The 25308-nt window shown below is 71.5% G+C and carries 23 protein-coding genes, 1 other RNA gene and 1 pseudogene; 7 read left to right on the plus strand and 18 right to left on the minus strand.

Annotated elements, in window-relative coordinates; all coding sequences use genetic code 11:
• Positions 1–234: 234 nt before the first annotated feature.
• Positions 235–441 (plus strand): cold-shock protein, encoded by a 207-nt coding sequence (locus tag ABD339_RS16250; protein WP_019354305.1) that lies wholly within the window; start codon positions 235–237, stop codon positions 439–441.
• Positions 442–777: 336 nt separating this feature from the next.
• Here the strand turns inward: ABD339_RS16250 and ABD339_RS16255 are convergent, their stop codons facing one another.
• From ABD339_RS16255 to map, 4 genes are all read right to left on the minus strand, one after another.
• Positions 778–3090: a HelD family protein gene (locus tag ABD339_RS16255; RefSeq protein ID WP_344566694.1), complete on the minus strand. Its 2313-nt coding sequence runs from the start codon at positions 3088–3090 to the stop codon at positions 778–780.
• 219 nt (positions 3091–3309) lie between these two features.
• On the minus strand, positions 3310–4599 hold the full coding sequence (locus ABD339_RS16260) for an amidohydrolase family protein (protein ID WP_344566595.1): 1290 nt from the start codon (positions 4597–4599) through the stop codon (positions 3310–3312).
• 130 nt (positions 4600–4729) lie between these two features.
• Positions 4730–5179 (minus strand): Rrf2 family transcriptional regulator, encoded by a 450-nt coding sequence (locus ABD339_RS16265; protein WP_486388544.1) that lies wholly within the window; start codon positions 5177–5179, stop codon positions 4730–4732.
• A gap of 192 nt (positions 5180–5371) precedes the next feature.
• Positions 5372–6154, minus strand: a complete 783-nt coding sequence (map, locus tag ABD339_RS16270; protein ID WP_344566599.1) for a type I methionyl aminopeptidase — start codon at positions 6152–6154, stop codon at positions 5372–5374.
• Positions 6155–6220: 66 nt separating this feature from the next.
• On the opposite strand from map, the gene ABD339_RS16275 reads away from it, so the two are divergent.
• Positions 6221–6565 (plus strand): helix-turn-helix domain-containing protein, encoded by a 345-nt coding sequence (locus tag ABD339_RS16275; RefSeq protein WP_344566601.1) that lies wholly within the window; start codon positions 6221–6223, stop codon positions 6563–6565.
• A gap of 110 nt (positions 6566–6675) precedes the next feature.
• Here ABD339_RS16275 and ABD339_RS16280 read toward each other — a convergent pair whose 3' ends face one another.
• On the minus strand, positions 6676–7179 hold the full coding sequence (locus ABD339_RS16280; RefSeq protein WP_344566605.1) for an FBP domain-containing protein: 504 nt from the start codon (positions 7177–7179) through the stop codon (positions 6676–6678).
• Positions 7180–7346: 167 nt separating this feature from the next.
• On the opposite strand from ABD339_RS16280, the gene ABD339_RS16285 reads away from it, so the two are divergent.
• From ABD339_RS16285 to ABD339_RS16295, 3 genes are all read left to right on the plus strand, one after another.
• A complete protein-coding gene (locus ABD339_RS16285; RefSeq protein ID WP_344566607.1) occupies positions 7347–8279 on the plus strand; it encodes a phosphotransferase family protein in 933 nt (310 codons plus the stop codon).
• A gap of 292 nt (positions 8280–8571) precedes the next feature.
• A complete protein-coding gene (locus tag ABD339_RS16290; RefSeq protein WP_344566609.1) occupies positions 8572–9759 on the plus strand; it encodes a helix-turn-helix domain-containing protein in 1188 nt (395 codons plus the stop codon).
• Between the two features lie 148 nt (positions 9760–9907).
• Positions 9908–10183, plus strand: coding sequence for a hypothetical protein (locus tag ABD339_RS16295; protein ID WP_344566611.1), 276 nt, complete (start codon positions 9908–9910; stop codon positions 10181–10183).
• A gap of 286 nt (positions 10184–10469) precedes the next feature.
• Here the strand turns inward: ABD339_RS16295 and ABD339_RS16300 are convergent, their stop codons facing one another.
• Positions 10470–10682 carry a hypothetical protein gene (locus ABD339_RS16300; protein ID WP_344566613.1) on the minus strand — a complete coding sequence of 71 codons (213 nt, stop codon included), beginning with the start codon at positions 10680–10682 and terminating at the stop codon, positions 10470–10472.
• Between the two features lie 51 nt (positions 10683–10733).
• On the minus strand, positions 10734–11381 hold the full coding sequence (locus ABD339_RS16305) for a GOLPH3/VPS74 family protein (RefSeq protein ID WP_344566615.1): 648 nt from the start codon (positions 11379–11381) through the stop codon (positions 10734–10736).
• Positions 11382–11647: 266 nt separating this feature from the next.
• On the opposite strand from ABD339_RS16305, the gene ABD339_RS16310 reads away from it, so the two are divergent.
• Positions 11648–12865 (plus strand): acyltransferase, encoded by a 1218-nt coding sequence (locus ABD339_RS16310; protein WP_344566617.1) that lies wholly within the window; start codon positions 11648–11650, stop codon positions 12863–12865.
• A 63-nt stretch (positions 12866–12928) separates the two neighbouring features.
• Here ABD339_RS16310 and ABD339_RS16315 read toward each other — a convergent pair whose 3' ends face one another.
• From ABD339_RS16315 to ftsE, 7 genes are all read right to left on the minus strand, one after another.
• A complete protein-coding gene (locus ABD339_RS16315) occupies positions 12929–14329 on the minus strand; it encodes a polysialyltransferase family glycosyltransferase (protein ID WP_344566619.1) in 1401 nt (466 codons plus the stop codon).
• A gap of 2 nt (positions 14330–14331) precedes the next feature.
• Positions 14332–15297 carry a glycosyltransferase family 2 protein gene (locus tag ABD339_RS16320; RefSeq protein WP_344566621.1) on the minus strand — a complete coding sequence of 322 codons (966 nt, stop codon included), beginning with the start codon at positions 15295–15297 and terminating at the stop codon, positions 14332–14334.
• 530 nt (positions 15298–15827) lie between these two features.
• Positions 15828–16199: a transfer-messenger RNA gene (gene ssrA, locus ABD339_RS16325) on the minus strand.
• Positions 16200–16341: 142 nt separating this feature from the next.
• A complete protein-coding gene (gene smpB, locus ABD339_RS16330; protein WP_425576009.1) occupies positions 16342–16857 on the minus strand; it encodes an SsrA-binding protein SmpB in 516 nt (171 codons plus the stop codon).
• Positions 16858–16884: 27 nt separating this feature from the next.
• Entirely contained in the window at positions 16885–18174 is a 1290-nt protein-coding gene (locus ABD339_RS16335; RefSeq protein WP_344566625.1) for a S41 family peptidase, read from the minus strand.
• Positions 18175–18241: 67 nt separating this feature from the next.
• Complete coding sequence (gene ftsX / locus ABD339_RS16340) at positions 18242–19153, minus strand: permease-like cell division protein FtsX (RefSeq protein ID WP_344566627.1); 912 nt, start codon at positions 19151–19153, stop codon at positions 18242–18244.
• A gap of 125 nt (positions 19154–19278) precedes the next feature.
• Positions 19279–19968 carry a cell division ATP-binding protein FtsE gene (gene ftsE / locus ABD339_RS16345; protein WP_344566629.1) on the minus strand — a complete coding sequence of 230 codons (690 nt, stop codon included), beginning with the start codon at positions 19966–19968 and terminating at the stop codon, positions 19279–19281.
• A 343-nt stretch (positions 19969–20311) separates the two neighbouring features.
• Between ftsE and ABD339_RS16350 the strand changes: the two genes are divergently transcribed.
• On the plus strand, positions 20312–20506 hold the full coding sequence (locus tag ABD339_RS16350; RefSeq protein WP_344566631.1) for a hypothetical protein: 195 nt from the start codon (positions 20312–20314) through the stop codon (positions 20504–20506).
• Positions 20507–20757: 251 nt separating this feature from the next.
• Here the strand turns inward: ABD339_RS16350 and ABD339_RS16355 are convergent, their stop codons facing one another.
• From ABD339_RS16355 to ABD339_RS16370, 4 genes and pseudogenes are all read right to left on the minus strand, one after another.
• A complete protein-coding gene (locus ABD339_RS16355; RefSeq protein ID WP_344566633.1) occupies positions 20758–21597 on the minus strand; it encodes a collagen-like protein in 840 nt (279 codons plus the stop codon).
• A gap of 360 nt (positions 21598–21957) precedes the next feature.
• Positions 21958–23073, minus strand: a complete 1116-nt coding sequence (prfB, locus tag ABD339_RS16360; RefSeq protein WP_344566635.1) for a peptide chain release factor 2 — start codon at positions 23071–23073, stop codon at positions 21958–21960.
• An 83-nt stretch (positions 23074–23156) separates the two neighbouring features.
• Positions 23157–24422 (minus strand): serine/threonine-protein kinase, encoded by a 1266-nt coding sequence (locus ABD339_RS16365; RefSeq protein WP_344566636.1) that lies wholly within the window; start codon positions 24420–24422, stop codon positions 23157–23159.
• Positions 24423–24593: 171 nt separating this feature from the next.
• A pseudogene (locus tag ABD339_RS16370) lies at positions 24594–25308 on the minus strand (serine/threonine protein kinase); the annotation flags it as partial.

The raw sequence follows: 25308 nt of genomic DNA on the forward strand, positions 1-25308 counted from the left end.
CCGCAGTTCTTACGGCCTGGGGCGCGGCACGTCAACAGATCGTCCCACCTACCCCCGGGTAGACGGTAACGCGTCCCCCCTCGCGGAATAGAGATTCCAACATACGAGAGTCGTCTGTCCGTGCGGAAGCCCAACTCCTTCCCGTAAAAACCGCTATCAATATCCGTGAATCGGTCCGAATCGACCTAAGATCACCCCGCACACTGCTCATGCACATAGTGGGAGATCCGGAACATGGCTCAGGGCACGGTCAAGTGGTTCAACGCCGAGAAGGGCTACGGCTTCATCGCTCAGGAGGGCGGCGGACCGGACGTCTTCGTGCACTACAGCTCGATCGACAGTGAGGGGTACCGCAGCTTGGAGGACGCCCAGCGCGTGGAGTTCGAGATCACCCAGGGCCGCAAGGGCCCCCAGGCCGACGGGGTCCGGGTCGTGGGCTGAGACGGCCGCCGTCGGCTGGCGGCCGGCAGCACCGGACAGCGAAGAACAGCACCGGACAGCGAAGAAGCGAGGCCCCCGCCGATGGCGGGGGCCTCGCTTCACGTCGTGGAGGGCTCCTCTGCGAGGCTCCTCCCGAGTTCAGTGACACCGACCCGCCAGCTCGCCTCGCGGCAAGTGGGCGCTCGTAGCGCCTATGGTTGGGCCCGGGGGCATGGATCGGGCCGGTGCCAACACCCAGGCTAACAAACCACGCCCGCGTGCGATCCCCCCTCGGCCCGCCTCATTCGCACGCCCCTCGCACGCCGCCTCCCGCGTCGCTCGCACGGCGTTTCCACGTCATTCGCGCAGCAGGTCGGGCACCCCTTCGGCGTCCGGCAGATCGCGCGCAGCGGCCAGCACCGTCAGCCGCTGAGTGGCCCGCGTCAGCGCCACGTACAGCACCCGCAGACCGGCCGGCGACTCATCGGCGATCTCCGCGGGCGAGACCACCAGCGTCGCGTCGTACTCCAGCCCCTTGGCCTCCAGACTGCCCAGCGCCACGACCCGCTCCCCCAGCGGCGCCAGCCACGCGCGCGCCTCCTCGCGGCGCGCCATGGCCACGACCACGCCCAGCGTGCCCTCGACCTCCCCCAGCAGCCCGGCGGCGGCCTCCCGCACCGAGGCCCCCAGGTCGGGCCCGGCGACGGTGAAGGCCGGCTCGACTCCGGTGGAGCGCACCGCGCGCGGCGGCGCCGAGCCGGGCATCGCCAGCGCCAGCACCCGGTCGGCGAGGACGGCCAGCTCGGCGGGGTTGCGGTAGTTGACGGTCAGCTCGAAGCGGCGGCGCGGGCGCTTGCCCAGGGCCTCGTCGCGCGCCTCGGCGGCCTCGTCCGGGTCCGACCAGGAGGACTGCGCCGGATCGCCCACCACCGTCCAGGTCGCGTGCCGCCCGCGCCGCCCGACCATGCGCCACTGCATCGGCGTGAGGTCCTGCGCCTCGTCCACGATGACGTGCGCGTATTCCGTGCGCTCCTCAGCCAGCCGCTCGGCGCGCTCCCGGCGCGCGGTGTTGCGGTCGGCCGCCGTCGTCAGCTCCTCCAGGCCCGTCAGGTGGTCCAGCGGGCCCGCCTCGCGCTTCTTGGGGCGCGGCGGGGCACCCAGCAGGGCGCGCAGTTCGTCCAGCAGCGCGATGTCGTGCACCGACAGCGGGCCCTGCCCGTCGGGGGTGAGGCGGGCGCGCAGCGCGCGGGCGAGAGTGCGCACCTCGCCGGGGCGCAGGATGCGGCGCGCCCAGCGGGCGAGGCGGGCCTCGTCCGTCATCGCGCCCAGCACCTCGCGCGGGCTCAGCTCCGGCCACCAGGCGTCCAGGAACGCCAGGAAGCTGTCCTCGGTGGAGACGTCCTCGTCGAAGCCCTCCCGGGCCTCGGCCGCCAGCTGCGGATCGTCCGGGTAGCGGCGCGCACCGCCGGTCTTGTGCCACAGCGCGTCCAGCAGCAGCTTGCGGGCGCGCGGGCGCATCAGGTTGACCGGGGCCGTGCCGCCGAGCACCTGCTGGCGCACGGTGCGCAGTTCGTCGGCGTCCAGCTCGACGCGCGCCCCGCCGAAGACCACGCGCAGCCGCTCGGGCAGGGGCGCGCGCAACCCCGTCTCCAGCGCCCCCCTGGCGGCCTTGCGCAGCACCTTCAGCATCCGGGCCGAGCCCTTGACGCGGGCCACGTGCTGCGCGTCGTACGTCGTCGCCGCCGCGCCCGCCGTCTCCTCGGCCAGCGAGCCCAGGGCGCGGATGGCGACCTGGCCCTCCTCGCCCAGCGACGGCAGGACGCCCTCGGTGTACGAGACGAGCAGCGGGGTCGGGGAGACGATCAGGATGCCGCCCGCGTACCGGCGTCTGTCCTGGTAGAGAAGGTAGGCGGCGCGGTGCAGCGCCACCGCCGTCTTGCCGGTGCCCGGCCCGCCCTCGACCTCCGTGACGGAGGCGGCGGGCGCCCGGATCACCATGTCCTGCTCGGCCTGGATGGAGGAGACGATGTCCCGCATCGAATGGCTCCGGGCCCGCCCCAGCGCCGCCATCAGCGCACCATCGCCCACCACCGGCAGCGCGGCACCATCCAGCCGGGCCGTCAGCTCGGGGCGCAGCAGATCGTCCTCGACGCCCAGGACCCTGCGGCCCTTGCTGCGGATGACGCGGCGGCGCACGACGCGGCCGGGTGCCACCGGCGTGGAGCGGTAGAACGGCGCCGCCGCCGGGGCACGCCAGTCGATGACCAGCGGGGAGAAGTCGGCGTCCAGCACACCGAGGCGGCCGATGTGCAGCGTCTCGGCGATGTCGGCGCTCTTGTCGTCGCGTACGGCCCCGTCGGCGGGCTCCACGGAGGTGTACGCGCCGTCCGGGCCGCGGGTGCCGTCCTTGCCCGCGAGCAGGTCGATCCGGCCGAAGAGGAAGTCCTCGAACTCGCTGTTGAGCCGGTTGAGGTGGATACCCGCGCGGAAGACCTGCGCGTCGCGCTCGGCGAGCGCGCCGGGCGTGCCGACCTGGCCGCGCTTGGACGCGTCGTCCATGAGGAACTCCGCCTCATGGATCTTCTCCTCCAGCCGCCGGTAGACCTGATCGAGGTGCTGTTGCTCCGAGCGGATCTCCTGGTCCCGGACGCTGTTGTGCTGCGCTCCCAACGCGGCGGCCCCCTTCTGCTGGCCGTAGGGCAGCCGTCCACCGTACGCGATCGCGGGCACCCGCTCAGCCCGACGTGCTGTCTTTCGGCTCTTCCCGTGCCCAGCGCATACGCACCCGCACCCTGTACGGCGCGGCCGGGGGCGCCCCTGCTCGGCACCGCCGGAAAGCTGCTCAGCACCACCGGAAAGTGGCCGACGGAACCATCCGCCGGACAGGCATCAGCGCTGGTGGACGATCTCGCCGTTCAGGACCGTCATGCCGAGCTCGCGGAGGTTGCCGATGTCCTGGGTGGGGTCGGCGTTCAGCAGGATCAGGTCGGCGCGTTTGCCGGGGGCCACCGTGCCGAGGTCGGCGCGTACGCACTGCCGCGCCGCGCCGCTGGTGCCCGCGACGAGCGACTGGAGGGGCGTCATCCCGGCCGCCACCATCAGCTGCGCCTCTTCCAGCGTGTTCGCGCCGAACCGGCCCCGGCCGCTGAAGCTGTCGCTGCCCAGGGCGATGCGCACGCCCGCCTCGGCCACCTTCTTGACGTTGCCCCGGGCGTCCGGATGGCTCGCGTCGTGGGCCCAGAGCGTCGGCGTGTAGGTGACGTCGTGCTCCAGCATCAGGTCGATGAGGGAGTCATCGGTGAGGGGTTCGACCGTCACGCCGTGCTCCAGGCCGTCCGCACCGGCCTCGACCGCTTCGCGCGCGGCGGCCTGCTGGGTCGTGTGCACGGTCACCCGCAGACCGCGCTCGTGCCCCGTCTCGATCCCCGCGCGCAGGAATTCACGGGGGAGGCGCACCAGCTCGACGGCCTCCGGGAAGGCCGGGATGTGCCAGAGGTATTGGGGTGAGCCGGAGTGTGCGCACGCGCCTTCCGACAGGAGCTTGATCGCGTCCACCCCGCGGTCGGCCAGCTGGCGCACCAGGTCACGCATCTGCCGCGCGCTGTCGATCTCGCCCGTGAACCGTGCGCGTGCCCAGGGGTTGCCGCTGAAGACAGTGGCCGCGGGATGCCCGTCCCGGCCGGTGATGCCGCAGCCGGTCGCCAGGAGCCGCGGGCCCCGCAGCGTGCCCGCGGCGATCTTGGCCCGCGTCTCCAGGATCTCCGCGGTCGGATCGCCCACCGACTTGATGGTGGTCACTCCGTGCCGGAGGAACGCGTCGAGCCGTCCGGGAAGCTCGTTCTGCTCGAACGCCCGCATCGATTCCGGATCGGAGACCGCGAAGACGTCGTAGAAATGGAGGTGGGTGTCGATCAGGCCCGGCATCACCCACCCTCCGGCCGCGTCCACCTCCACGGCGCCCCTCAGCGGCTCCGCCGAGACAGCGGCGATCTCTCCGCCCCTGGTGGCGACGTCGTACAGCCCGGTGCGCGCCCGGTATCCGTCGAAGACATGCGCGCGGCGGATGACGAGGTCGTAGGCCGCGGGATCGCGGCCCTCGGCGCTCGTCGTGACCGCCTCGGATTCAGGCGACTCGCGCGCAAGCGCCTCGGATTCAAGCGACTCGGGTTCACCGGTCATCGCGTTCACTCCTGTTCGGGGTGGGACTTCCTCGGAGGTGAACTGCAACCAATGCGGTTGCAGTTTGGGCGTGCGCGATGACGGAGGACGCCTCTCCGCGCACCTCCGTCACGCCCCGGCCGTTACCCGATCAGCGATCCGCCGCCGCGAGTTCGCGCTCGGTATCCAGCACCCGCCGGAGCAGGCCGGCGACCGTCGTCCGGCCGAGCCGTTTCTCCATGGCCCGTTCCGCGTCCTGGAACTCCACTTCGAGCAGGTCGCAGATGTTGCGTCCGACCTCGCACGCGTCGCTGGGCGGATGAGCGTGCCGCGACAGGACGCGCCCCTCCTCGACGGCGGCATAGGCGTCGAGGAGCGTGATGCCCCGAGGGGCGCGGGCAAGGGACCAGCCGCCGTTGCGGCCCTCGACGGACCGCACCAGTCCGGCATCCCGCAGGCGGCCCAGGATGCGCCGCACGAGAACCGGGTTGCTCGCCAGGCTGTCCGCGATCTCCGCGGAGGTCAGCGAGCCGCCACCCCGGTACGCCAGCATGGTGAGCGCGTGAATCGCGACCGCGCTCCTGCTGCTGAGGCCCGCCATCTCGCCCTCCTCACCCGCGTCACGTGGCATCACGGCTTCGCGACGCCGCAGCATCGATTTAACTGCAACCACGATAGTTGCAGTTAAATCCCCCGTCAATCCGGTGCGCGCCGGGCCGATCCGGTACGGCCCGGATCGGCATCAGCCCGAACCCTGGACTGACGGCCGGTTCACGGCCGGCTCACAACGGGCTCACGGCTGCCCCGGCTTCGGCAGGGTGAGGATCTCCGCTCCGTCCTCGGTGATGGCGATCGTGTGCTCGCTGTGCGCTGTCCGGCAGCCTGTCGCGCTGCGGAGGGTCCAGCCGTCGGCGTCGGTGACGAGTTCGGCGGTGTCCGCCATGACCCACGGCTCCAGCGCGAGCAGCAGCCCGGGGCGCAGCTTGTATCCACGGCCCGGCCGCCCGGTGTTCGAGACGTGCGGGTCCTGGTGCATCGTCGATCCGATGCCATGGCCGCCGAACTGGGTGTTGATCGGGTATCCCGCCCCACCGAGGACGGTGCCGATGGCGTGGGAGAGATCACCGATGCGCGCCCCGGGCTTGGCGGCGGCGATCCCGGCGGCGAGCGCGCGTTCGGTGGCATCGATCATCTCGACGCTCTCCGGGGGCTTTTCCCCGCCCACGAGGAAGCTGATCGCGGCGTCCGCGGCGACTCCGGCCTTGGAGACGGCGAGGTCAAGTGTCAGCAGGTCGCCGTCGGCCAGTCTGTAGTCGTACGGCCGCCCGTGGAGCACCGCGTCGTTGACGGCCGTGCAGATGTAGTGGCCGAACGGGCCGCGCCCGAAGGATGGCGCGTAATCGACGTAGCAGGACAGCGCTCCCGCCTCGGCGATCATGGCCTTGGTCCACTTGTCGATGTCGAGAAGGTTCGTGCCGACCTTGCTGCGCCTCTTCATCGCCTGAAGGATGTCGGCGACCAGGGCCCCGGTCTCTCTTGCCCGGTCCAGCTGGGTGCGGTTCAGGATCTCGATCATGTGGCGCCTTCCTCATGCGACCGATAACTATCCCGGCCATATTATCCCGGTACTAGAATCGGCCTCATGGTCAGGTTGCCGCTCACTCCCGAAGAGGTCGAACGCGGACAGCGACTCGGGGCGCTCCTGCGCCGAGCCAGAGGAGCGCGCTCGATGCTCGATGTCGCGCTCGAAGCGCGCGTCTCACCGGAGACCCTCCGCAAGATCGAGTCGGGACGTGTCGCCACCCCCGCCTTCCCCACCATCGCGGCGATCGCCGACGTCCTCGGCCTCTCCCTCGACGCGGTGTGGGCCGCGGTCAACCAGCCCGTGAGCGAGCCCGAGAGTGCCGCCCCACCGGTCGGCGCCCCACCGGTCGGCGCCGCACCGGCCGCCGCCGCTCACGGCGCACGGGAGCAGTTGACCTCGTAGGCCCGCACGCCCTCCCCCGCAGGCCCTCCCCCGCACGCCCTCGCCCCGCCCCCTCCCCGTTGTACGGGCGCGCGGAGGCGGCGGTCAGCGGGCGCAGGGGCCGGACCTGCCTATCCCGCGGTGACCTTGGCCACGAAGGCGTCCAAGTCGCCCCGCATTCGGGAAATCCGCCGCTCCAGGGTGAAGGTCTCCTCGTAGCGCCCGATGCGCAGCTTCGGCTGCCGCTTCCCGCGCAGGTAGAGGGAGCAGGCCAGGTCGGCGCATATGTAGACGCCGGTCGTGTCGCCCTCCCGGGCGCGCACTCCGGCCAGCGGCGCGGCGAGCAGGCGGACGCCGGAGGAAGCGTGTCCCGTCAGACAGATCTGGCACAGGCCGGACTTGACCGCGCTGGTCCGCCCGGCGGCCGGGACCCGCAGCGAGAGCCCCAGCGGCCCCTCCGGGCGGGGCACCACCAGCTGGGCACGCAGCGGCGCTCCCGGATCGACCCAGCCGAGGAAGTCGTGGTCCTCCCACGGCAGTTGCGTGAAGTCGAGCGGCGGCTTCAGGCGGGCTGCCGTTCCTTTGGAGCAGTTCACGAAGGACGAGCGGATCTGTTTCTCACTGCGCGGTTCCACGAGCGCCGACCCTGCGTAGCCCCGGACGGCCGCGCCACGCGTCGTCCGGCGCCGTCCCCCGCTCTCGCCGCTCTCACCGCTCCCGTCACCCCCGCCACTCCCGCCGCTCCCGCCACTCCCGCCGCTCACGCCGCTGCCGAACAGGGCGACCTCTTAGACTCCTCGCCGTGTCGAACAAAAGCTCTAGGAACGACGGCGACAGCACCAGTGGCAAACCCGGGGACGACGGCCCGAGCGGCACACCCGGCGGCAGACCGCTCGCCCACCCTGGCGGCGGCCGAGGCTGGGCGGCGCTCCCGCAGGAGGTCCGCGAGGGCGTCCGCGCGCACACGGGAGACATCCACCGGACCGAGTCCGCGCCCGAGGGCAGCGGCGGCAGAGTCACCGTCACCCTGCACACGGACGCGGGCCGCGTCTTCGTCAGGGCCGCGCCCACGGGCCACCCGCGCGCCTGGGCACAGGAGTGCGAGGCCGCCGTCAACCCGTACATCCTCCCGTTCGGGCCCCGCCTCCTGTGGCGGGTGACGCGCGGCGGCTGGGACCTGCTCGGGTTCGAGTACCTGAGCGGACGCGCCGCCGAGTACGGCCCGCACGGCGACGACCTGCCGCTGGTGGCCGACGCGATGACCTCGCTGGGCGAGCTGAACTGTCCGCCCGGCGTACCCGTGCGGGACGCGGCATCCCACTGGGGCGGCTACCTGGACGACCCCGCCGACGCCGCCCGCTTCGGAGGCAGCGCACTGCTGCACACGGACTGGCACCACGCCAACGTGCTGTTCACCGACCCGGCCGAGGAGTCCGGGACCCTCCCGCACGTGGCCGTCGCCCGCCTCCTCGACTGGGGCCGGGCCACGCGCGGCGCCGGGTGGATCGACCCCGCCTGCTGGGTGGTCTGGCTGGTGCTGGCGGGCAACTCCCCCTACGACGCGGAGCAGTGGGCGGCCAAGATCCCCGCCTGGTCCGGGGCCGCGTCCCGCGATGTGGACCTGTTCGCCACCGCCCAGGCCCGGCTGTGGCGCGACACCGCCCGCCGGCACCCCAGCGCGATGACCCACCGCCTCCGTGCCGCCACCGCCGACTGGGCAGCGCACCGCGCCTGAGCGGGGGCGGTCACGCACCGTCTCGCTCACCTGGAGCAGGACCGGCCCCGGCGTCCGGAGACCGGAAAGCCCTCCAGTGCCAGGATCATCAGACGCCGAGTCGGCAGGGGCGGGCCGGTCGCACCACCAGGGCTGCGGTTTTCCGCGTTCGGCGTCCGCGACCGGGTGGACGTCACACACCGGTACGTCAACAGCCCCCGCTCGCAACCGAGATGGGGGCTGCGTCCGTCGCCGCCGGGCCTTGGCAGGCGTACCGTGCTGAGTGTCGAGGTCATCACGGATGGAGCTCAGTATGCCCGAGGAGACTGACCACCACATCGGCACGCGCGTACGAGAGGTCCGCAAGCGGCGTGGAATGAGCCAACGAGACCTTGCCGACGCCGCCGGCCTTTCGCTCTCCCTCATCCGGAAGCTGGAGCAAGGGGAAAAACAGAGCGTGCGGCTGGAAACCGCCCACATGATCGCCCGCGCGCTCGACGTCCCCACCACCCGGCTCGTCTCCGAGGAACCGCCCGCGTGGCACCCTCCGTTGCTGCACGACACGTGGCGCGGCGTCGTCGCCGCTTTGGAAGCGCCACCTGCCCAGTTGCCCGAAGAGCCGACGGAGTCGGGAGTCAGCGGGGCGCTCGCCGGAGGCCGGTCACTGTTCGCTGCGGAGCAGTATGCCGACCTGGGCCGGATGCTCCCCGCGCTCATCCGCGACGTACACGGGCTCGGCGAGGGCACGTCGGCGCGGCGCCTGCGCTACCAGGCGCTGTCGCTGTGCGTTTCCTTTCTCGGCCAGGTGCGGCAGTACGCGGCGGCAGCCGAGGCAGCGCAACGCGCCGTCGATGCGGCGACCGACCAGTTGGACGGGGGCGCGGCAGTGGTCGCGCAGTGTCAGCAGATGTTGCGGGGCGGGCGCCTCTCGGACGTCGCCGACCTCGCCACCCGCTGGGCCGACGATGTCGAGCCGCGCATCTCGCGCGCCACGCCGGAGCAACTGACGGTGTGGGGCGGGCTCCAGCTGCGCGTCGGCGCGGCAGCGGTGCGGGACAACCGCCCGGGCGAGGCGGCCGACGCCATCCGGCTGGCGCAGATCGCCGCCGTGCGCCTCGGCCGTGAACATCTCGGAGGTCCGGATCACCTGCGGCACTTCGGACCGGTCACGGTGACGCACCAGCGCGCGGAGCACGCCGCGATCCAGCGCCGCCCCGACCACGTCCTGCGGCTGCACGAGGCGGTGCGGGTGTGGCGTCCGGCGCGGGGCGGGGGGAGGTCGGGCCGATTCCGGCACTTGCTGGACGTCGCGGATGCCCACCTGCGGATGCATGACGATGCCGCATGCATGAACATCCTCTACCGGATCCATGACGACGCCCCGCAGTGGCTCGTCGCGCAACGTTACGCGGGAGACATCCTCGAACGCGTTCTGGTGCAGCGTCGGACGCTGACGCCGGAGATGCGCGACCTCGCCGACGCGGTCGGCGTACCCGTGTAACCCCCGTGGCACTTCCCCCTGTTGGGGTCCTGAAGTGCCATAGAGGCGAGCCCTCGACGCCCCTACCGTCAGTAGTCATTCGATCACTGACGAGGCGTCGGGGGCTTCGTGCCCCGGCGGCCTCCGCTGCCGACCGAGGAACACGGCGATGACGCAGACGACGCAGAGCACTCCGAAACCGCCCGCGCGGGGCGCGTACCTGGCGGATGAGAGCGCGGCACGCGTGAGCCCGGCCGGGCGGGCGTGGGTGGGCCGCGTGCAGATACCGCTCCGCGACGGCGGGGCACTGCTGGTGACGCACACCGGCTACCAGTGGCCCGCCGCCCCAGGCGACCTGCGCGAGGCCACGGCCACCGAGCGGGCCGCCTATGACGCCGCCCGCGCGCGGTGGATCCGGGCCGCCGTCCCGGGGGTAGGGCCGTGACGACCATGACGATCCGCGTCTCCCGCGACTCGGGCCGCACCTGGAGCCGGAAGCGCACTGTCCGCGAGGGCGAGGAGACTCGACCCGCACCGCTCTCCCGGCCGATGGAATACCCGCCGTGCGCCTGTCCCCGCTGCCGCAAGGAGCGTGCGCGCGATGCCACGTGATGTCGGCGTGTTCGGCCGGGCAGCACGCGACGCGGCCGGCCGCTGCCCCCGGTGCGGCCGGCCGCGACAGATCTCCGCCCCCGAGGAACCCCAGCGCAAGGGCCCGGCATGGGTCGTCGTCACCGGCCGCTGCCCCTGCGCCCCCACCCCGCCGCCCGACGGCAGCAACCGCTCTTGACCGGCTGAAGAACACCGAAGCCCGCGCCCGCGGCCCCCCGTACCGCGCGCCACACCGCGTCCGGGAGCAGGCGCAGCGCGGGCGGCTTGGCCAGCAGCGTCAGGTCGAGCACGCCGCGCGTGGGCCCGTTGTCCTCCAGCACCTCAGCCGCCATCCGCTCCCAGTAGTCCTGGAAGTCCGCCCACCCCGCCGGAGGGCCGCCCCGTCAGCCCCCGCCGCCCCCGTTGTGGGCCGCGCGCCTGGTGTCCAGCGCCTTCTTCAGCCCGCGCCCCGCCGGTCCGGCCCGCTCGGTCAGCTCCTTGAGACGGCGCCGGTTCGCGTACCGCACCCGCCAGTTCAGCTCGGGGCACAGGCGGGACAGCGCCGCCATGGAGGCCAGCGCGGCCCGCAGCGGCTCGATCCGGCCGGCCGGCTCCGAGCCGGTGAGCGTGGCGGCGGCCTCGGCGCGCAGTCGTGCGGGGAGGTCCCGCTCGTGCACCGTGACCCGCTTGCGCCGCAGCGTCCTGCTCTCCACCGAGATCGCCCCGGACTTGGCCAACTGCCCCTCCAGCGCCAGGCAGGTCCGCCGCCGCTCGCGCCGTACGAGGGCGCTCCAGGATTTCGGACGCGGCAGGCCCGCGATCTCCCGCAGCACCCCGTCGAGCACCGGGTCGCCCGTGCGCCGGTCGCCGACCGGCCGCGCCTTGCGGCCCTCCTCCCGCAGACAGCCCCGCGCCGTCAACTCCGCCAGCACACCGGCCCGTACGGCGTAGCCCAATTCGTCTCCCCACTTGACCCGTTCCGCCTCGACATCGCACGCGAGCAGAAAGAGCCGGGCGGGGAGGCTGTCCGTCGCCCGTTCGGTCCGTTCCATCCGTTCCATTCGTCCATCACAGCACGCCGGGCCGAGGCGGTCTCGTTCCGCAGGGGAGTCCGGTCGTAGCGCGCGGGAGTCCGGTCGTAGCGCGCGGGAGTTCCGTCGTAGAGCGCGGGAGCTTCGTCGCGGAGGAATTCGGCCGCTGTTCCCCTTCCGTACAGCTTTCCGCACGGCCGGGGCTGACACGATCCGTGGGGCTTCTCGCCAGGGACGGACGGCGAGGCAGCGCACGAATCCTCGCCTTCACATTCCCAGGGCCGGCATTGTCTACTGAAGAGATTTCAGCTGAAGAGCACTCAGCGGGTCCGGCGGCGCCGGAAGCGGCCGTTCCCGGACCACCGTCGAGTGCCGAACACCCCGGCTCCGGCCGCGCACACCCCGCGGCGGAGCCCGCGGTCAAGCCGGCGGCCGAGAGCGCAGCCGAACGCACAGCCGAGGGCGCAGCCGCCCCCGTTGCGGCACCGCGCCGCACACACCGCTACGACATCGACCTTCTGCGCGTCATCTGCGCCTGCTCGGTCATCGTCGGCCACGTCGGCGGCGAGTGCATGCTGGCGGTCGGCAAGAGCGCGCAGAACGGCTCCGCCGTGTACTGGACGGGCCTGTTCCTGGACTCGGTGACCAGCTGGGCCGTCCCGATGTACTTCGCGATCGCCGGCTGGGCGGTGCTGGTGGGGGCGCCGCCGCGCAACGGGGGGACGCTGCGCAAGCGCTCGCTGCGCATGGTCGTTCCGGTGGGCATCTGGTCGGCGGTCTACCTCGCCTGGGGATGGTGGCGGGACACCAACGGCCGCCCGACGCCGAAGCTGGCGCTGGACGCCGTCTTCGGCACCGTCCAGCCCGCCTTCCACCTGTGGTACTTCTACGCCCACGTGCCGCTGATCCTGGTGCTGGGCTTCGTGATGCTGCTGAAGGCCGGAAAGCGCCCCTGGGGTGTGGTCGCCGCCCTGGTGGTGATCTCGGCGGGGCCCACGGCCTTCAGCGACCTGGCCCGGCTCACCGGGTGGGACGTCCCGCGCTTCGGCTGGCAGGCGGGAACCTACTCGCTGGTCTACGCCGTGGTCGGCGCCCTGCTGCTGAGCCTGCCGGCCACCCGGCGCAAGCACCGTGGGTGGTGGCTGGCGGGCGCGGTGGCGGCGCTGGCCGTGGTGGTGTGGTCCCAGGACCGGATCCACTTCGTGATCCCCAACGCCAGCCTCTTCGTGGCGGCCCTCAGCGTCTGCGTACTGTTCGCCGCCAACGGGGTGCGGATCCCGGAGCGGGTGCGTCCGGCGCTGACCAGGCTGACGGACGCCGGGCTCGGCGCGTTCATGTTCCACATACTCCTGCTCAAGACGCTCGCCCCCTCGTTCATCTCCGCCGGCCACGGATGGCTCGGCGCGGCCGGGGCCGCCGCCGCGCTCGCCGCCGTCACGGTGATTCCGTCCTTCGGCGTGAGCATGCTGTGGGGACGGCTCGGACTGAGGCGCTACCTGGGGTAGCCGTACGTCCGGTGGAGGCCGGCGGGCCGGTGCGGGAACAGATCGCGGCACCGGCCCGTCGCCTTACGCCGCCGGGGCCCGCAGTCTGCGCTGCGCGGCGCGGACTCGGCGTGCCGCCCAGCGCGCGGAGGGGCTGCTGCGCAGCAGCCGGGCGCGGACGGACGTCCCGCCTCCCGGGAGCGCCAGCGAGGTCAGTCGGCGGCGCTTGAAGTAGCGGCCGGTGCCGTCATCGAGGTGGGCGTCCAGCCAGGCGATGGCGTCCTCGCGCAGGAGCGGGTGGAGTTTCGCCTGCATGCAGTAGCCCACGGTGCGTACCAGCGCGCCGAGTTCGGCGGCCTTCTCCTCCGTCAGCGGAACGTACTCCCGCTCGCCCTCCAGGTCGGGCACGGCGAAGTCGACGATGGTCACCGGCACCCGGTTGCTGTTCTGGTAGGGCGCCAGCCGGTCCAGCAGCGTGTCCGTACCCACCCTGGCGATCGGGATGCCGTAGTAGGTGGCGGCGGTCAGCAGCGCGGTGGAGAAGCAGCCCACGACAAGGGTCGGCCGGCAGCGCTCGTACACCGCCTCGGCCAGCACCGGGCCTTCCAGGACGTGCAGCCGCACACCCGCCTCGGCGGCGGCCTCCTCCAGCACCAGGGAGTAGCGCGCCGGGGCCGTGGGGTGCGGCTTGAACACCACCCGCTCGTGCCCCGCGGCCACCGCGCCCCGCAGCATACGGACGTGCAGCTCTTCCTCCTCCTCGGCGGTGAGGATGCCCAGCGCCGCGAGGTACTGGCCCAGCAGCACGGCGGTCGGCCGCTGCGCGGCGACCCGGGCCAGCTCAGGTTCCCCGGCGGCGGCCTCGCCCAGTTCACCGAGGACCTTCACGAAGGCATCGCTCGGTACGGTCTCGGCCCCCACCGAGTGCTCGGTCAGCAGCATCGGGTGCAAGCCGGGCACCAGGTCCAGGTGGAGCAGCCGCTGGATACGGCAGCCCAGCCACTGCGGCAGCCGCTCCCGGGTGGGCCCGTAACTCATCAGGCCGTCGGCGTATACGTGTACGACACTGCCGCCGAAGATCGTGGCCAGCGCCTTGGCGGGGCTGACCTGGACCGACTCGACGACCAGCTCGACGGGCGCGTCGCCCAGCCCCCACATGTGGCGGAACATCCGCTCCCACAGGGGCGACTCGTCCCGCAGGGGGGTCCAGGTGCTCGGGTGGTGCGGCCGGATGGCCTCGTTCCAGTCGATGGTCTCGTCGAAGCGCCGCGCGAGGCTCGCGAAACCGTTCATGGTGGCGAGCCGGGTGGCCGCCTCGGGTGTCGCCGCGTTGTTGGACACCAGCAGGATCCGGTGGGCCGAGCCGGGCGGCCCGAACTGTCCCGCGTCCAGCGAGGCGGCCAGGGTCGCCACCCCGTAGAGCGTGGAGGCTTCGAAGATCTGAACGGGCCGCGCGGACGGGGCGGTTCGACGGGTCCGGGCCATGGTCAGGCCGCCTTTCGTGCCGTGCGGAAGCGCCGCAGCATGTCGGCCCGCTTGTCGTCCATGCCGGCCAGGGTCGTCTCCAGCACGTCTTGGGGCATGCCGTCCAAGGCTGTGGTCACCATCTTCTTCAACCGCCGGGCGACGGGGGCGTGGTAGCGCCGGATATTGGTCAGGTGGAAGGCGAGCAGCGCACAGTAGGTCCGCACCGCCTTGGGCAAGAAGCGCTCGCCCTCCGGGTCGGCGGCCAGATCGGCGAGCAGCGCGTCATGCGCCGGGATGAAGTCCAGCTGCCGGGCGTCCCGGATCTGGGTGAGGGAGGTGGTGACCCCGCGCCGGTAGAACACGCCGTGCAGCCCCGTCGCCGCGAAGGTCCGGGCCCGCAGGTGCAGCCGCCAGGTCCACAGCCGGTCCTCGGCCGTGCGCAGCTCCGCGGCGAAGCGCATCGCGCCGTCGGCGAAAAGATCACGGTGGTAGATGCCGGCCCAGACGAACGGATAGTCCACCATCGTCTCGGCCTGCGGCGGCGCGATCGTGTCCCGAGGATCCAGCACCTTGTCGCGCACGGGCGCGGGGGCCCGGCGCACCACCCGCTTGTCACCGGTGCTCTGCACATGATCGGTCCGCACGAAATCGCAGCCCAGCCCCTCGATACAGGCGACGAGTTCGTCGAGATACCCGGGGCCGTACCAGTCGTCGCCGTCGAGAAAGGTGAGGTAGTCGCCGGTGGCGGCGTCGATCCCGGCGTTGCGGCTGCGGGCGATGCCCTTGTTCTCCTCGTGCCGGATGACCGTGGCGCGGGGGAGGCGCCGCCCCCACTCGTCGAGGATGTCCGAAGTGGCATCCGTGGAACAGTCGTCGACCAGGATGAACTCGGTCGCGGGCCCCGCGTTGTTGGCGAGGCTCCGCAGAGTGTCCTGGGCGAATTCCTGCACGTTGTGACACGGAACAATGACGGAGAGTCTAGGCATGCGTTGTCCAGGCGTGCGGTGAAATGGATGTCACAGTAACTTCGAACCGGCGGTGAACTCCCGGTGAATTACTGGGAACCAGTCGGCCAATAATTGCGAAACAGAATAAGCACTACGTTCTGCGGGCAACGTCGGGCAACGCGGCCGGAATGACATAATAGCCGCCCCGGAAACCGCACGACGGCGGCCCCGGCGGGATCACTCCAAAGGCACGGGGCTGTATTCATGTGCGGCTCCGCCGCATGGCACACCCGCCCTGGAGGGGGCGCCCTGGAGGGGCGCGCGGAACTGCGCGCCCCGCGCATACGAACCCGCACTCCGCACAGCACAGAAAGCGGCACCCAGCACTCAGCCCCCCAACCCCAAGCCCCCAGCCCCCAGCCCCAACAAGAGGCACACAAAGAACCACGCCCACCCACCACAGGGGGGGTGCGGGTGGCGAAGCCCCCGCCGGCGGGCGGCGAAGCCGCGCAAAAACAACGAAGGCGAGGCGGCCCACGCATTCCGTGGGCACACCTCGCCTTTCGCATTCGTGGAGATGGCGGGAATCGAACCCGCGTCCAACGAAGTGGAAGGAGGGCTTCTCCGAGCGCAGTCCGCTGCGATTTTCTCGGCCCCGGAGATCACGCGGACAAGTCTCCGACGGGCCCAGTCACTGTTTAATGTCCCATGTAGGCCCCGTGACCGGGCCTACGCGGTGAGTTCCCTAGCTGATGCCAGGATCCGGGTCGGGAACGCACCCGGGCTGACACTTCACACTCGCTGCTTAGGCAGCGAGCGCGAAGGAATCGCGCTTCTGATTGGCGATTATTTTTTTGCGGCACATGGTTAACGAGATCATTGCCGCGTTCCTCGGCTCGCTTCACCTGCTTCGACGTTCGCTGTCGAAACCGATCATCCCCGTGTTGAATTTACAATCCGCAAGCCCTGCCGGGCCCTGCTCCGCCCATGGTACGTGACCGAGCCGCACCCGTGCCAACCCTTTACGACCTCCGGGTATTCCCGGGCGCCCCGCCCGCCAGGGCTGCTCCGACGGGCCGCGGACTACCCCGAGGTCCGCTGGCGGCGGCGGGCCGCAGACATGGCGCGATCCGTCTCCCTGCGGTCCTGCTTCTCGCGCAGCGTCTGCCGCTTGTCGTATTCCTTCTTGCCCCTGGCCAGCGCCAGCTCGACCTTGGCGCGGCCCCGGTAGAAGTACAGCTGGAGCGGCACCAGCGTGAAGCCGGTCTCCTGGAGCTTGCCGGTGAGCTTGTCGATCTCGCCCCGATGGAGGAGAAGCTTCCGCTTGCGCCGCGCCGCATGGTTGGTCCACGTGCCCTGCGCGTATTCGGGGATGTGGACGTTGTGCAGCCACACCTCGCCGTTGTCGATCTGGGCGAAGCCGTCCACCAGGGAGGCACGGCCCTGCCGCAGCGACTTGACCTCGGTGCCCGTGAGTACGAGGCCGCACTCGAACGTGTCCAGGACCTCGTAGTCGTGCCGCGCCTTCTTGTTCTGCGCGACGAGCTTCCGGGCGTCCTTGTCGTCCTTGGCCTTGGCCTTGGTCCGTGTCGTCTTCATCTTCGCCATAGCCTGGTCATTCTCCCACTAGGACCGGGCCCCGAGGCCACTCAATACTTTCCTGGCCCGCTCCGTCGCCTCCGCCGTCGAGCGCACCGCGAGGTCGGGGGTGAGGCCCTCGCCCTCCAGGTCACGGCCCGATGGAGTGGTGTAGTGACCGACGGTCAGCTCGGCGACCGAGCCGTCGTCCTGTGGCCTGGGCACCTGTACGGAGCCCTTGCCGAAGGTGCGGGAGCCGACGATCACGGCGCGTGACCGGTCCTGGAGCGCGCCGGCGAGCAGCTCCGCCGCACTCATGGTGCCGCCGTCCACCAGGACGACGACGGGCCGCACCGCATCCCCGCCGCCGTGCCCCGCGTACAGGGCCCGCTGCGTGCCGTTGTCGTCGTACGTGGCGACGAGCCCGCCGTCGAGGAAGGCCGAGGCCGCCGTGACGGCCTCGCGCACCAGGCCGCCGGAGTTGCCGCGCAGGTCCAGGAGTATCCCCGAGTCCGGGGGGACCTTCTCGCGCACCGCCTCGCGCACCCTTTCGCCCGACCCCTTGGTGAAGGAGCTGACCTTGATCCGGGTCGCCCCGGCGCCGAGCCGGTCGATGCTCACGGTCTCGGTGTCGAGCCGCACGCGCCGCAGCGTGACGTGCCGGCCTTGTCCGGCGCGGGTCAGGTGGAGCCGTACGCGGGTGCCCGGCTCGGCGGCGGTGCCCGCGTCCCGGCCGGACCCGGCGGAAGCGGAGCCGGAGGCGGTGGGGAGGCCGGAGCCGCGCAGCAGGGCGACGACGTCGGTCACCGGCATGCCGGTGGTCCGCATCCCGTCCACCGAGCGCAGCCGGTCGCCGGGCCGGATCCCGGCGCGCGCCGCGGGGCTGCCGGGCTGGACCTTGTCCACCTCGACGGCCGGCCCCCGGCCATGGCCCGCCCCGGCTGCGGCCTGTCGTACGGAGACGCCGACGCCGACGTAGGAGCCGTCGAGCGCCCGTCTGAGGCCCTCGTACTCCCGCGCCGAGTACGCGGCGGACCAGCGGTCGCCGCTGCGGCTGACCAGCGCTTCAGCGGAGTCGGCCGCTCCGGCACCCGCCCGGCGTCCGTCGTGGGGTGCGGGGCCGCCCTTGCCGTCGGCGCCGGGCGGGGCACCGCTCAGCGCGTCGCGCACCGTACGGCCGCCCGGCGGGCCCGGAGGCGCGGCCCCCTGCCCGGCCGGCTCGCCGCCGAAGGCCCCGGTGGCGGCACCGGTCGCCAGCGCGCCGACGAAGATCAATGTCAGGGCTGCCCCGCGCCGCCGTCGGCGCGGGCGCGTATCGGTGAACCACGAGCCCGGCATGCCCCGGAGTGTAAGGCAGCAGGCGGCGCCGTACGGGCTGTTGGGGGTTCGGATTCAGCGTCCTGTGTCACACCTTCAGGTACTTGCGCAGGGTGAAGAAGGCGGCGACGGCGGGCATCAGCACGCCGACGGCGATGATGAACGGCAGCACCTTGATCACCGCGTCCCAGCCGATGAAGTTGATCAGAACGATCTTCTCCTGGAGCCAGTTGTTGATCAGGAAGTACTTGCCGCCGACGAGGAGTACGCACGCGAACCCGGCGCCGATCAGACCGGCGATGGCGGCCTCCAGGATGAACGGCATCTGGATGTAGAAGCTGGAGGCGCCCACCAGCCGCATGATGCCGGTCTCCCTGCGCCTGCTGAACGCCGACACCCGCACGGTGTTGACGATCAGCAGCAGCGCGACCACCAGCATCAGCGCCATCACACACAGCGCCGCGATGTTCATGCCGTTCAGCAGGTTGAAGAGGTTCTCCAGCAAGCTGCGCTGGTCCTGCACCTCCTGTACGCCCTGTCTGCCGGAGAACGCGGTCTGGAGCACTTGGTACTTGGTCGGGTCCTTGAGCTTGACCCGATAGGACTCCTGCATCTGGTCCGGCGTCAGCGAGTCGGCCAGCGGGGAGTCCTTGAACTGCTCCTTGTAGTGCTTGTACGCCTGGTCCGAGGACTCGTAGTAGACCTTGTCGACCACGCCGAGCTTGCTCAGGTCGCCCTTGATCTCCTGCTTCTGCTGCTCGGTCACGGCGCCCTTGGCGCAGTTGGGGTCCGAGGCGGCGTCGTTCTTGTTGCACAGGTAGATGGAGACCTGGACCTTGTCGTACCAGAACCCCTTCATGGTGCTCACCTGCTCGCGCGCGAGCAGCGAGCCGCCCGCCAGCGCGAGCGACAGGGCGACCGAGACGATCACCGCGAAAGTCATCGTGAGATTACGACGGAGACCGACGCCGATCTCCGACAGGACGAACTGGGCGCGCATGGCGTCCTTTCTGCTCTGCACAAGCTGCACAAGGGGTGGGCCGACCGCCGCGCTCGGCGTGGCCGTACGGGGCCGCCACCGGGGCGGAGGACCGGCGTGGACCGGCTCGGTCCGGCTCGGTCCGGCTAGTGCTGGTAGCCGTAGACGCCGCGCGACTGGTCGCGCACGAGGCGGCCCAGCTCCAGTTCGATGACGCGCTTGCGCATCTGGTCGACGATCTGCTGGTCGTGGGTGGCCATCACGACCGTGGTCCCGGTGCGGTTGATGCGGTCGAGCAGCTTCATGATGCCCACGGACGTCTGCGGGTCGAGGTTGCCCGTCGGCTCGTCGGCGATCAGCAGCATGGGGCGGTTGGCGAACGCGCGGGCGATCGCCACGCGCTGCTGCTCACCACCGGAGAGTTCGCCGGGCATCCGGCTCTCCTTGCCGCCGAGGCCCACGAGGTCGAGGACCTCGGGCACGGTCTTGCGGATCTGGCCCCGCGACTTGCCGATGACCTCCAGCGCGAACGCCACGTTCTCACCGACGGTCTTGTTGCCCAGCAGCCGGAAGTCCTGGAAGACGGTGCCGAGCTGGCGCCGCATCTGCGGCACCTTCCAGTTGGACAGGCGGGCCAGGTCCTTCCCCAGGACGTGCACCTGACCATGGCTGGCACGCTCCTCGCGGAGGATCAGCCGCAGAAAGGTGGACTTGCCGGAGCCGGAGGAGCCCACCAGGAAGACGAACTCACCCCGCTCGACCTCCAGCGAGACGTCGCGGAGCGCGGGACGGTTCTGCTTGGGGTAGGACTTGGAGACGCTGTCGAATCGGATCACGGATACACCACGTCGACCTGGGTAGGGGCAACGGAAGCCGCGGTGCGGCCCCCTGGGGTGCCTCCCAGCGGGAGCTGGGGGAGCGGTGTGGCGACCCTACGCGAATCGGCGTGTGGCGCGCAGTCGGGCTCCGCCGTTGGTCCGGTGTCGGTGGTTTTATGCACAGCGCTTTTGCGTATAAACCAGGCACCTGGCGTGCGCGTCCGCGCCCCTGGCGCACGCCCGCACCCCCTCTACCTGGCTGTTTCTGCGGGACGGTCCCTCACCTGGCAGAGTGGGGAGCAGCACCCCTGGGGAACGAATGACTCACGGGTGGCGTTGGCGCGACTGAGGAGGTTCTCGCATGACATGCGACCGACTGGTGTGTGCCAACTGCGCGGGGCCCGTGAGCGAGGGCCGCTGCGCGGTATGCCGCGCGCACCGTGCGCGAATGCAGCGGGAGGGCCCGTTCGCGGCTCTCTCACCGACAGCACTGATCGCGCTACTGATCACCCTGATCACCGTGGCACTGCTGGCCCAGCGGGTGGCCACGGCCTGATCCCGGCCCGGCCACGGCACTTGAGCATCGGCACCCGCCCGGCCGAGCACTGGCAAGACCCCGGCACCGGCAGGCGCGACGCCCGTAGCGCGGAGAGCGCCGGGCCGTAGCGGCGAAGCTGCGGATCAGCGGAAGAGCGGACAACACATGGCGCCGGGTCCGGTGGTCTCACTCCCACCGGACCCGGCGCTTTTGTGACTCTCGCGCGCCCATCGCGCCAAGGCACGATGTGCGGTTACGCGCCTTTGTGCTTACGCGGCCGGGGTACGGCGCGAGGCGAGGCGCGGCATCAGGCGGAATCCGACGCCACCGGCGATCATCGTCGCCGCGCCGACCAGCAGGAAGGTGGTCTCGCCCGAACCGGTCTCGGCCAGTTCGTCCTTCTGCTGCGGCTTGGTCTCCTTGACGGGCTGGCTGCCCGCACTGTCCGGGTTGGTGCCACCCTCGCAGTTCACGCTGGAGTCGTTCAGCTCGCAGGTGTCGTCGCCACCGCCGGAACCGCCGATGGTTGCCGGCTCTTCGCCGCCACCGCCGTTCCCGCCGTTGCCGCCGTTTCCACCATTGCCGCCGTTGCCGCCGTTGCCGCCGTTGCCGTTGCCACCGTGGCCGTTGCCGCCGTTGTTCCCGGCGTCGCCGCCGTTCCCACCGTTGCCATTGCCACCGTGACCGTTGCCGCCGTTGTTCCCGGCGTCGCCGCCGTTCCCACCGTTGCCATTGCCACCGTGACCGTTGCCACCGTTGTTCCCGGCGTCGCCGCCGTTCCCACCGTTGCCATTGCCACCGTTGTCGGCCGCACCGCCGTCGTCGCCGCCGCCGTTGTCCTCGCCGCCGATGGTGACGGTGCCGCTGACTCCGCCGTCGTCGGAACCGCCGTCGGAGCCTCCGTCGGAGCCGCCGTCGTCGCCGCCGATGATTCCGCCGAGGAAGCCACCGCCGTCGCTCGCCCCCTTGGTGGAGACGTCGCTCTTGGTGTCGGTCTCACCCAGGCCCGCGGCCTGCGCGGCGCCGGCGGCGGTGAGCGATGCCCCGGCGGCGAATACCGCCGCCGCGGCTATCCGCGCAACCCGCACCCGGGTCTTCGATTTGCTCATTTTCCAACTACCCCCAGTAGCTGTACTCGTCGATGGGGCAGCCGTGCACGGGGCGCGACCGCACCGGGCTTTCCTTCGAGGTGAACTCTTCATCACCCCGGGCTGCCGCCGTTTGTCCTCACCGGGGCGATTCTCCGCCCCGTACGTGCGCCCCCGGCACAGGTATGCCGAGCGAACAGCTTTCCCCAGCTTTCACACGCCCGTCAAGCGAAGACGGGGCGAAATGTCCGGTCAGCACTGTGAGTTCACGCGCAGTGGCGGCTGGAGCGGAGCCGCGGGTGTCGATCCCGCGTCGATCTCATGCGGTCCCGCGTCGGTCCCGATGCCGGTCCCGCATCCGCTGCCGCGCCTGATCCCGCGTCAGTCCTGCGTCTGCTCCTGCTGCTTGCGCCACCGGATACCGGCCTCCAAGAAGCCGTCGATGTCGCCGTCGAGTACGCCTTGCGGGTTGCCGACCTCGTGCTCCGTACGCAGGTCCTTGACCATCTGGTAAGGGTGCAGCACATACGAACGCATCTGGCTGCCCCAGGAGTTGCCGCCATCGCCCTTGAGGGCGTCCATCTTGGCCTGCTCCTCCTGACGGCGGTAGGCCAGCAGCCGGGACTGCATCACGCGCATGGCGGCGGCGCGGTTCTGGATCTGGGACTTCTCGTTCTGACAGGAGACGACGATGCCGGTCGGCAGGTGCGTCATCCGGACCGCCGAGTCGGTCGTGTTCACCGACTGGCCGCCCGGGCCGGAGGAGCGGAAGACGTCGATCCGCAGCTCGTTCTCCGGAATGTCGATGTGATCGACCTGCTCGACCACGGGCAGCACCTCGACCCCGGCGAACGAGGTCTGGCGGCGGCCCTGGTTGTCGAACGGCGAAATGCGCACCATCCGGTGCGTGCCCTGCTCGACGGAGAGCGTGCCGTAGGCGTACGGGGCCTTCACGGTGAAGGTCGCGGACTTGATGCCCGCCTCCTCCGCGTAGGAGGTGTCGAAGACCTCCGTGGGGTAGCCGCGGCGCTCCGCCCAGCGCAGGTACATGCGCATCAGCTGCTCGGCGAAGTCGGCGGCGTCCACCCCGCCGGCCTCGGCCCGGACGCTGACGACCGCCTCGCGCGGGTCGTACTCGCCCGAGAGCAGCGTGCGCACCTCCAGCTCGTCCACGAGTTTGCGGACCGATGTCAGCTCGGCCTCGGCCTCGGAGCGCGTGTCCGCGTCATCCTCGCTCTCGGCCAGCTCCAGGAGGACCCCGATGTCGTCGATACGGCCGCGCAGCTCCTCGACCTTGCGCAGCTGGCCCTGGAGATAGGACAGCTTGCTGGTCACCTTCTGCGCGTGATCGAGGTCGTCCCACAGGTCCGGGGCCGCCGCCTGCTCCTCCAGCGCGGCGATGTCGGACCGCATCTTGCCCAGGTCAAGGACGGCCTCGATCGACTCCATGGTGGAGGAGAGGGACTTCAGCTCTTCGGATACATCGACGACTGCCACGCCTCCCACCCTAACCGCAAGCCGCCACCCCATCCCTAGCCCACTTGGGCGTCACGCGGCGGCGGCCCCGGCGAGACGGCCGGCTACTGCGGGGAGTATCCGGCGGACGGCATCGGCAGCGAGCCCGTCTCGTCATCGGACGTGGCCAGCCAGCCACCGACAGCGAGGACGACGGCCGCCAGCAGCGCCGCGGCCCCCATCTTCAGCCGACGGCGGCGCTCGGCGGCCCGATGCCGGGCCGACCCGGCACGCGCCTCCCCCACGGCCCGGGGCGTGCGCGCGGTGCCGTGCGCTCCGCCCGCCAGCTCGTCCGCGCCGGGTACGCGCATGCTCGTGTGGGTGTCCCGGTTCGCGTCCGGCCCGGCGCCGCTGTGCACGAGCGGGACCGCGCCGCCGCGCTGCGCGGGGACGGCGTGGGTGTTCGTGCCGTGCGGGGCATGCGGGTCGTGCGGGGTGTGCGAGTCGGCGAGCGGCTCGTCCTCGTACAGCTCCTCGCTCTGCTCGTCGATGTCGAGCGGCGGCAGCCCTTCGAGTGCGGGCAGCAGCTCGCGCAGCCTGGCCGCCACCTCGACGGCGCGCAGCCGGGAGGCGGGCGCCTTGGCCAGGCACTGGTGGATGAGCTGCCACAGCTCGTCGGGGATGCCGGGCAGCGGCGCGACCGTCTCGGTGACATGGCGGCGCAGCACGGCGCCAGGATGCCCACCACCGAAGGGGGTGAAGCCGGCGAGCAGTTCGTAGAGCACGGTGGCCAGCGCGTAGATGTCCACGGAGGCGCGCGGCGGCAGGCCCTCGACGATCTCGGGGGCGAGGTAGTCGGGCGTACCGATGATCGAGGTCGCGCGGGTCCTGCTCGGGGAGTCGATGAGCTTGGCCACACCGAAGTCGGTGAGCAGCGCGGGGGGCGCGCCGCCGGGGCCCTCGGGCGCCAGCGCGTCCAGCAGGACGTTCTCCGGCTTCACATCGCGGTGCACGATGCCGGCGGCGTGCGCCGCCGCGAGCCCGTCGGCGATGTCGGCCGCGATGGCGGCGGCGGCCAGGGGGGCGAGCCGGCGCTCGTGCTCCAGCCTGGTGCGCAGGTCGGTGCCGCGCACCAGGTCCATGACGAGCGCGAGGTCGTTGCCGTCCACGACGAGGTCGCGGACGCCCACGACGCGGGGGTGGTCGAGGCAGAGCAGGGCGCTGCGCTCCTGGACGAAGCGCTCGACCAGATCCTGGTCGGAGGCCAGGTCCTCGCGCAGCAGTTTGACGGCGACGGGCCCCTCGGGGCCTTCGCCGAGCCACACAGTGCCGGCGCTGCCGCGTCCCAGGATCTGGTGTGCGGTGTAGCGACTGCCGATCTTCCGTGCCATGCCGACAAAACTACGCGGCGCGGCGCCGGTTGGGAGCCCCGGATGCCGTTAACCGTCACTTCTGTGGGGGAAATCCCCCACCGGAAGTCGACAAATCCCCGAAGTCGCCGCCGTCATGGCCCAGTTGTCGCCATGGCCCAGTTCTCGTCACTGGTCAGTTGTCGTCACGGGTCAGTTGCTGAAGTTCCCGATGAAGTCCCCGATCTGCCCGAAGACGTCCTTGGTCGCCTCCCAGAAGCTCTGCCCCTCGGCCCACCAGCGCGGCGCGTCCGTGAAGTTCCAGACCAGGACGCTGATCACGACGAGTATCACGATGATGAACAGGCAACCCTTGAGGCAGCCCAGCCCCGGGATGTGCATCGGGTTGGCGCTGCGCTGCCTCGGCTCGCGCGGCGGCCTGGGCTCGCGCGGGGGCCTCGGCTCCCGCTGCTGCCTGGCCTCGCGGCGGGACGGCGGCGGCTGTGGCTCGTAGCGCTGCGGTGACTGCGGAGGCTGCCCGTACTGCTGCTGGCCGTAGGACTGCTGCCCATAGGGGGCCTGCGGCGGGGGCGGCTGGGGGGCCGGGCGGCGCTGGGGGCGGCGGCGCAGCGGGTCGAGATTGGGGTCAACGGGCTGGACCTGCGTCTGCTCGTTGCGATCGCGTGCCGCCCGCAGCTGGTTCTCCCACGGGTGCGGGCCCTCCGGCTGCTGCGGTCCGCCCTGGGGCGGTCCGCCCGGGACGGGGGGCATGACCTGCGTGGGGTCGGAACCTTGGCCACCGGGGCCGCCGGGGCCCTGCTGGCCGGGGGTCTGCGGCAGGACGTTCGTCTCGGCCGCGGGGTCGTAGCCGCCGGCGGCGTGGGCCGCCGCGGCACCCGCCGCCGCGCCCGCCGCCGCCGGGCCCGCC

This window comes from Streptomyces axinellae (assembly GCF_039532135.1).
Classification (GTDB): domain Bacteria; phylum Actinomycetota; class Actinomycetes; order Streptomycetales; family Streptomycetaceae; genus Streptomyces; species Streptomyces axinellae.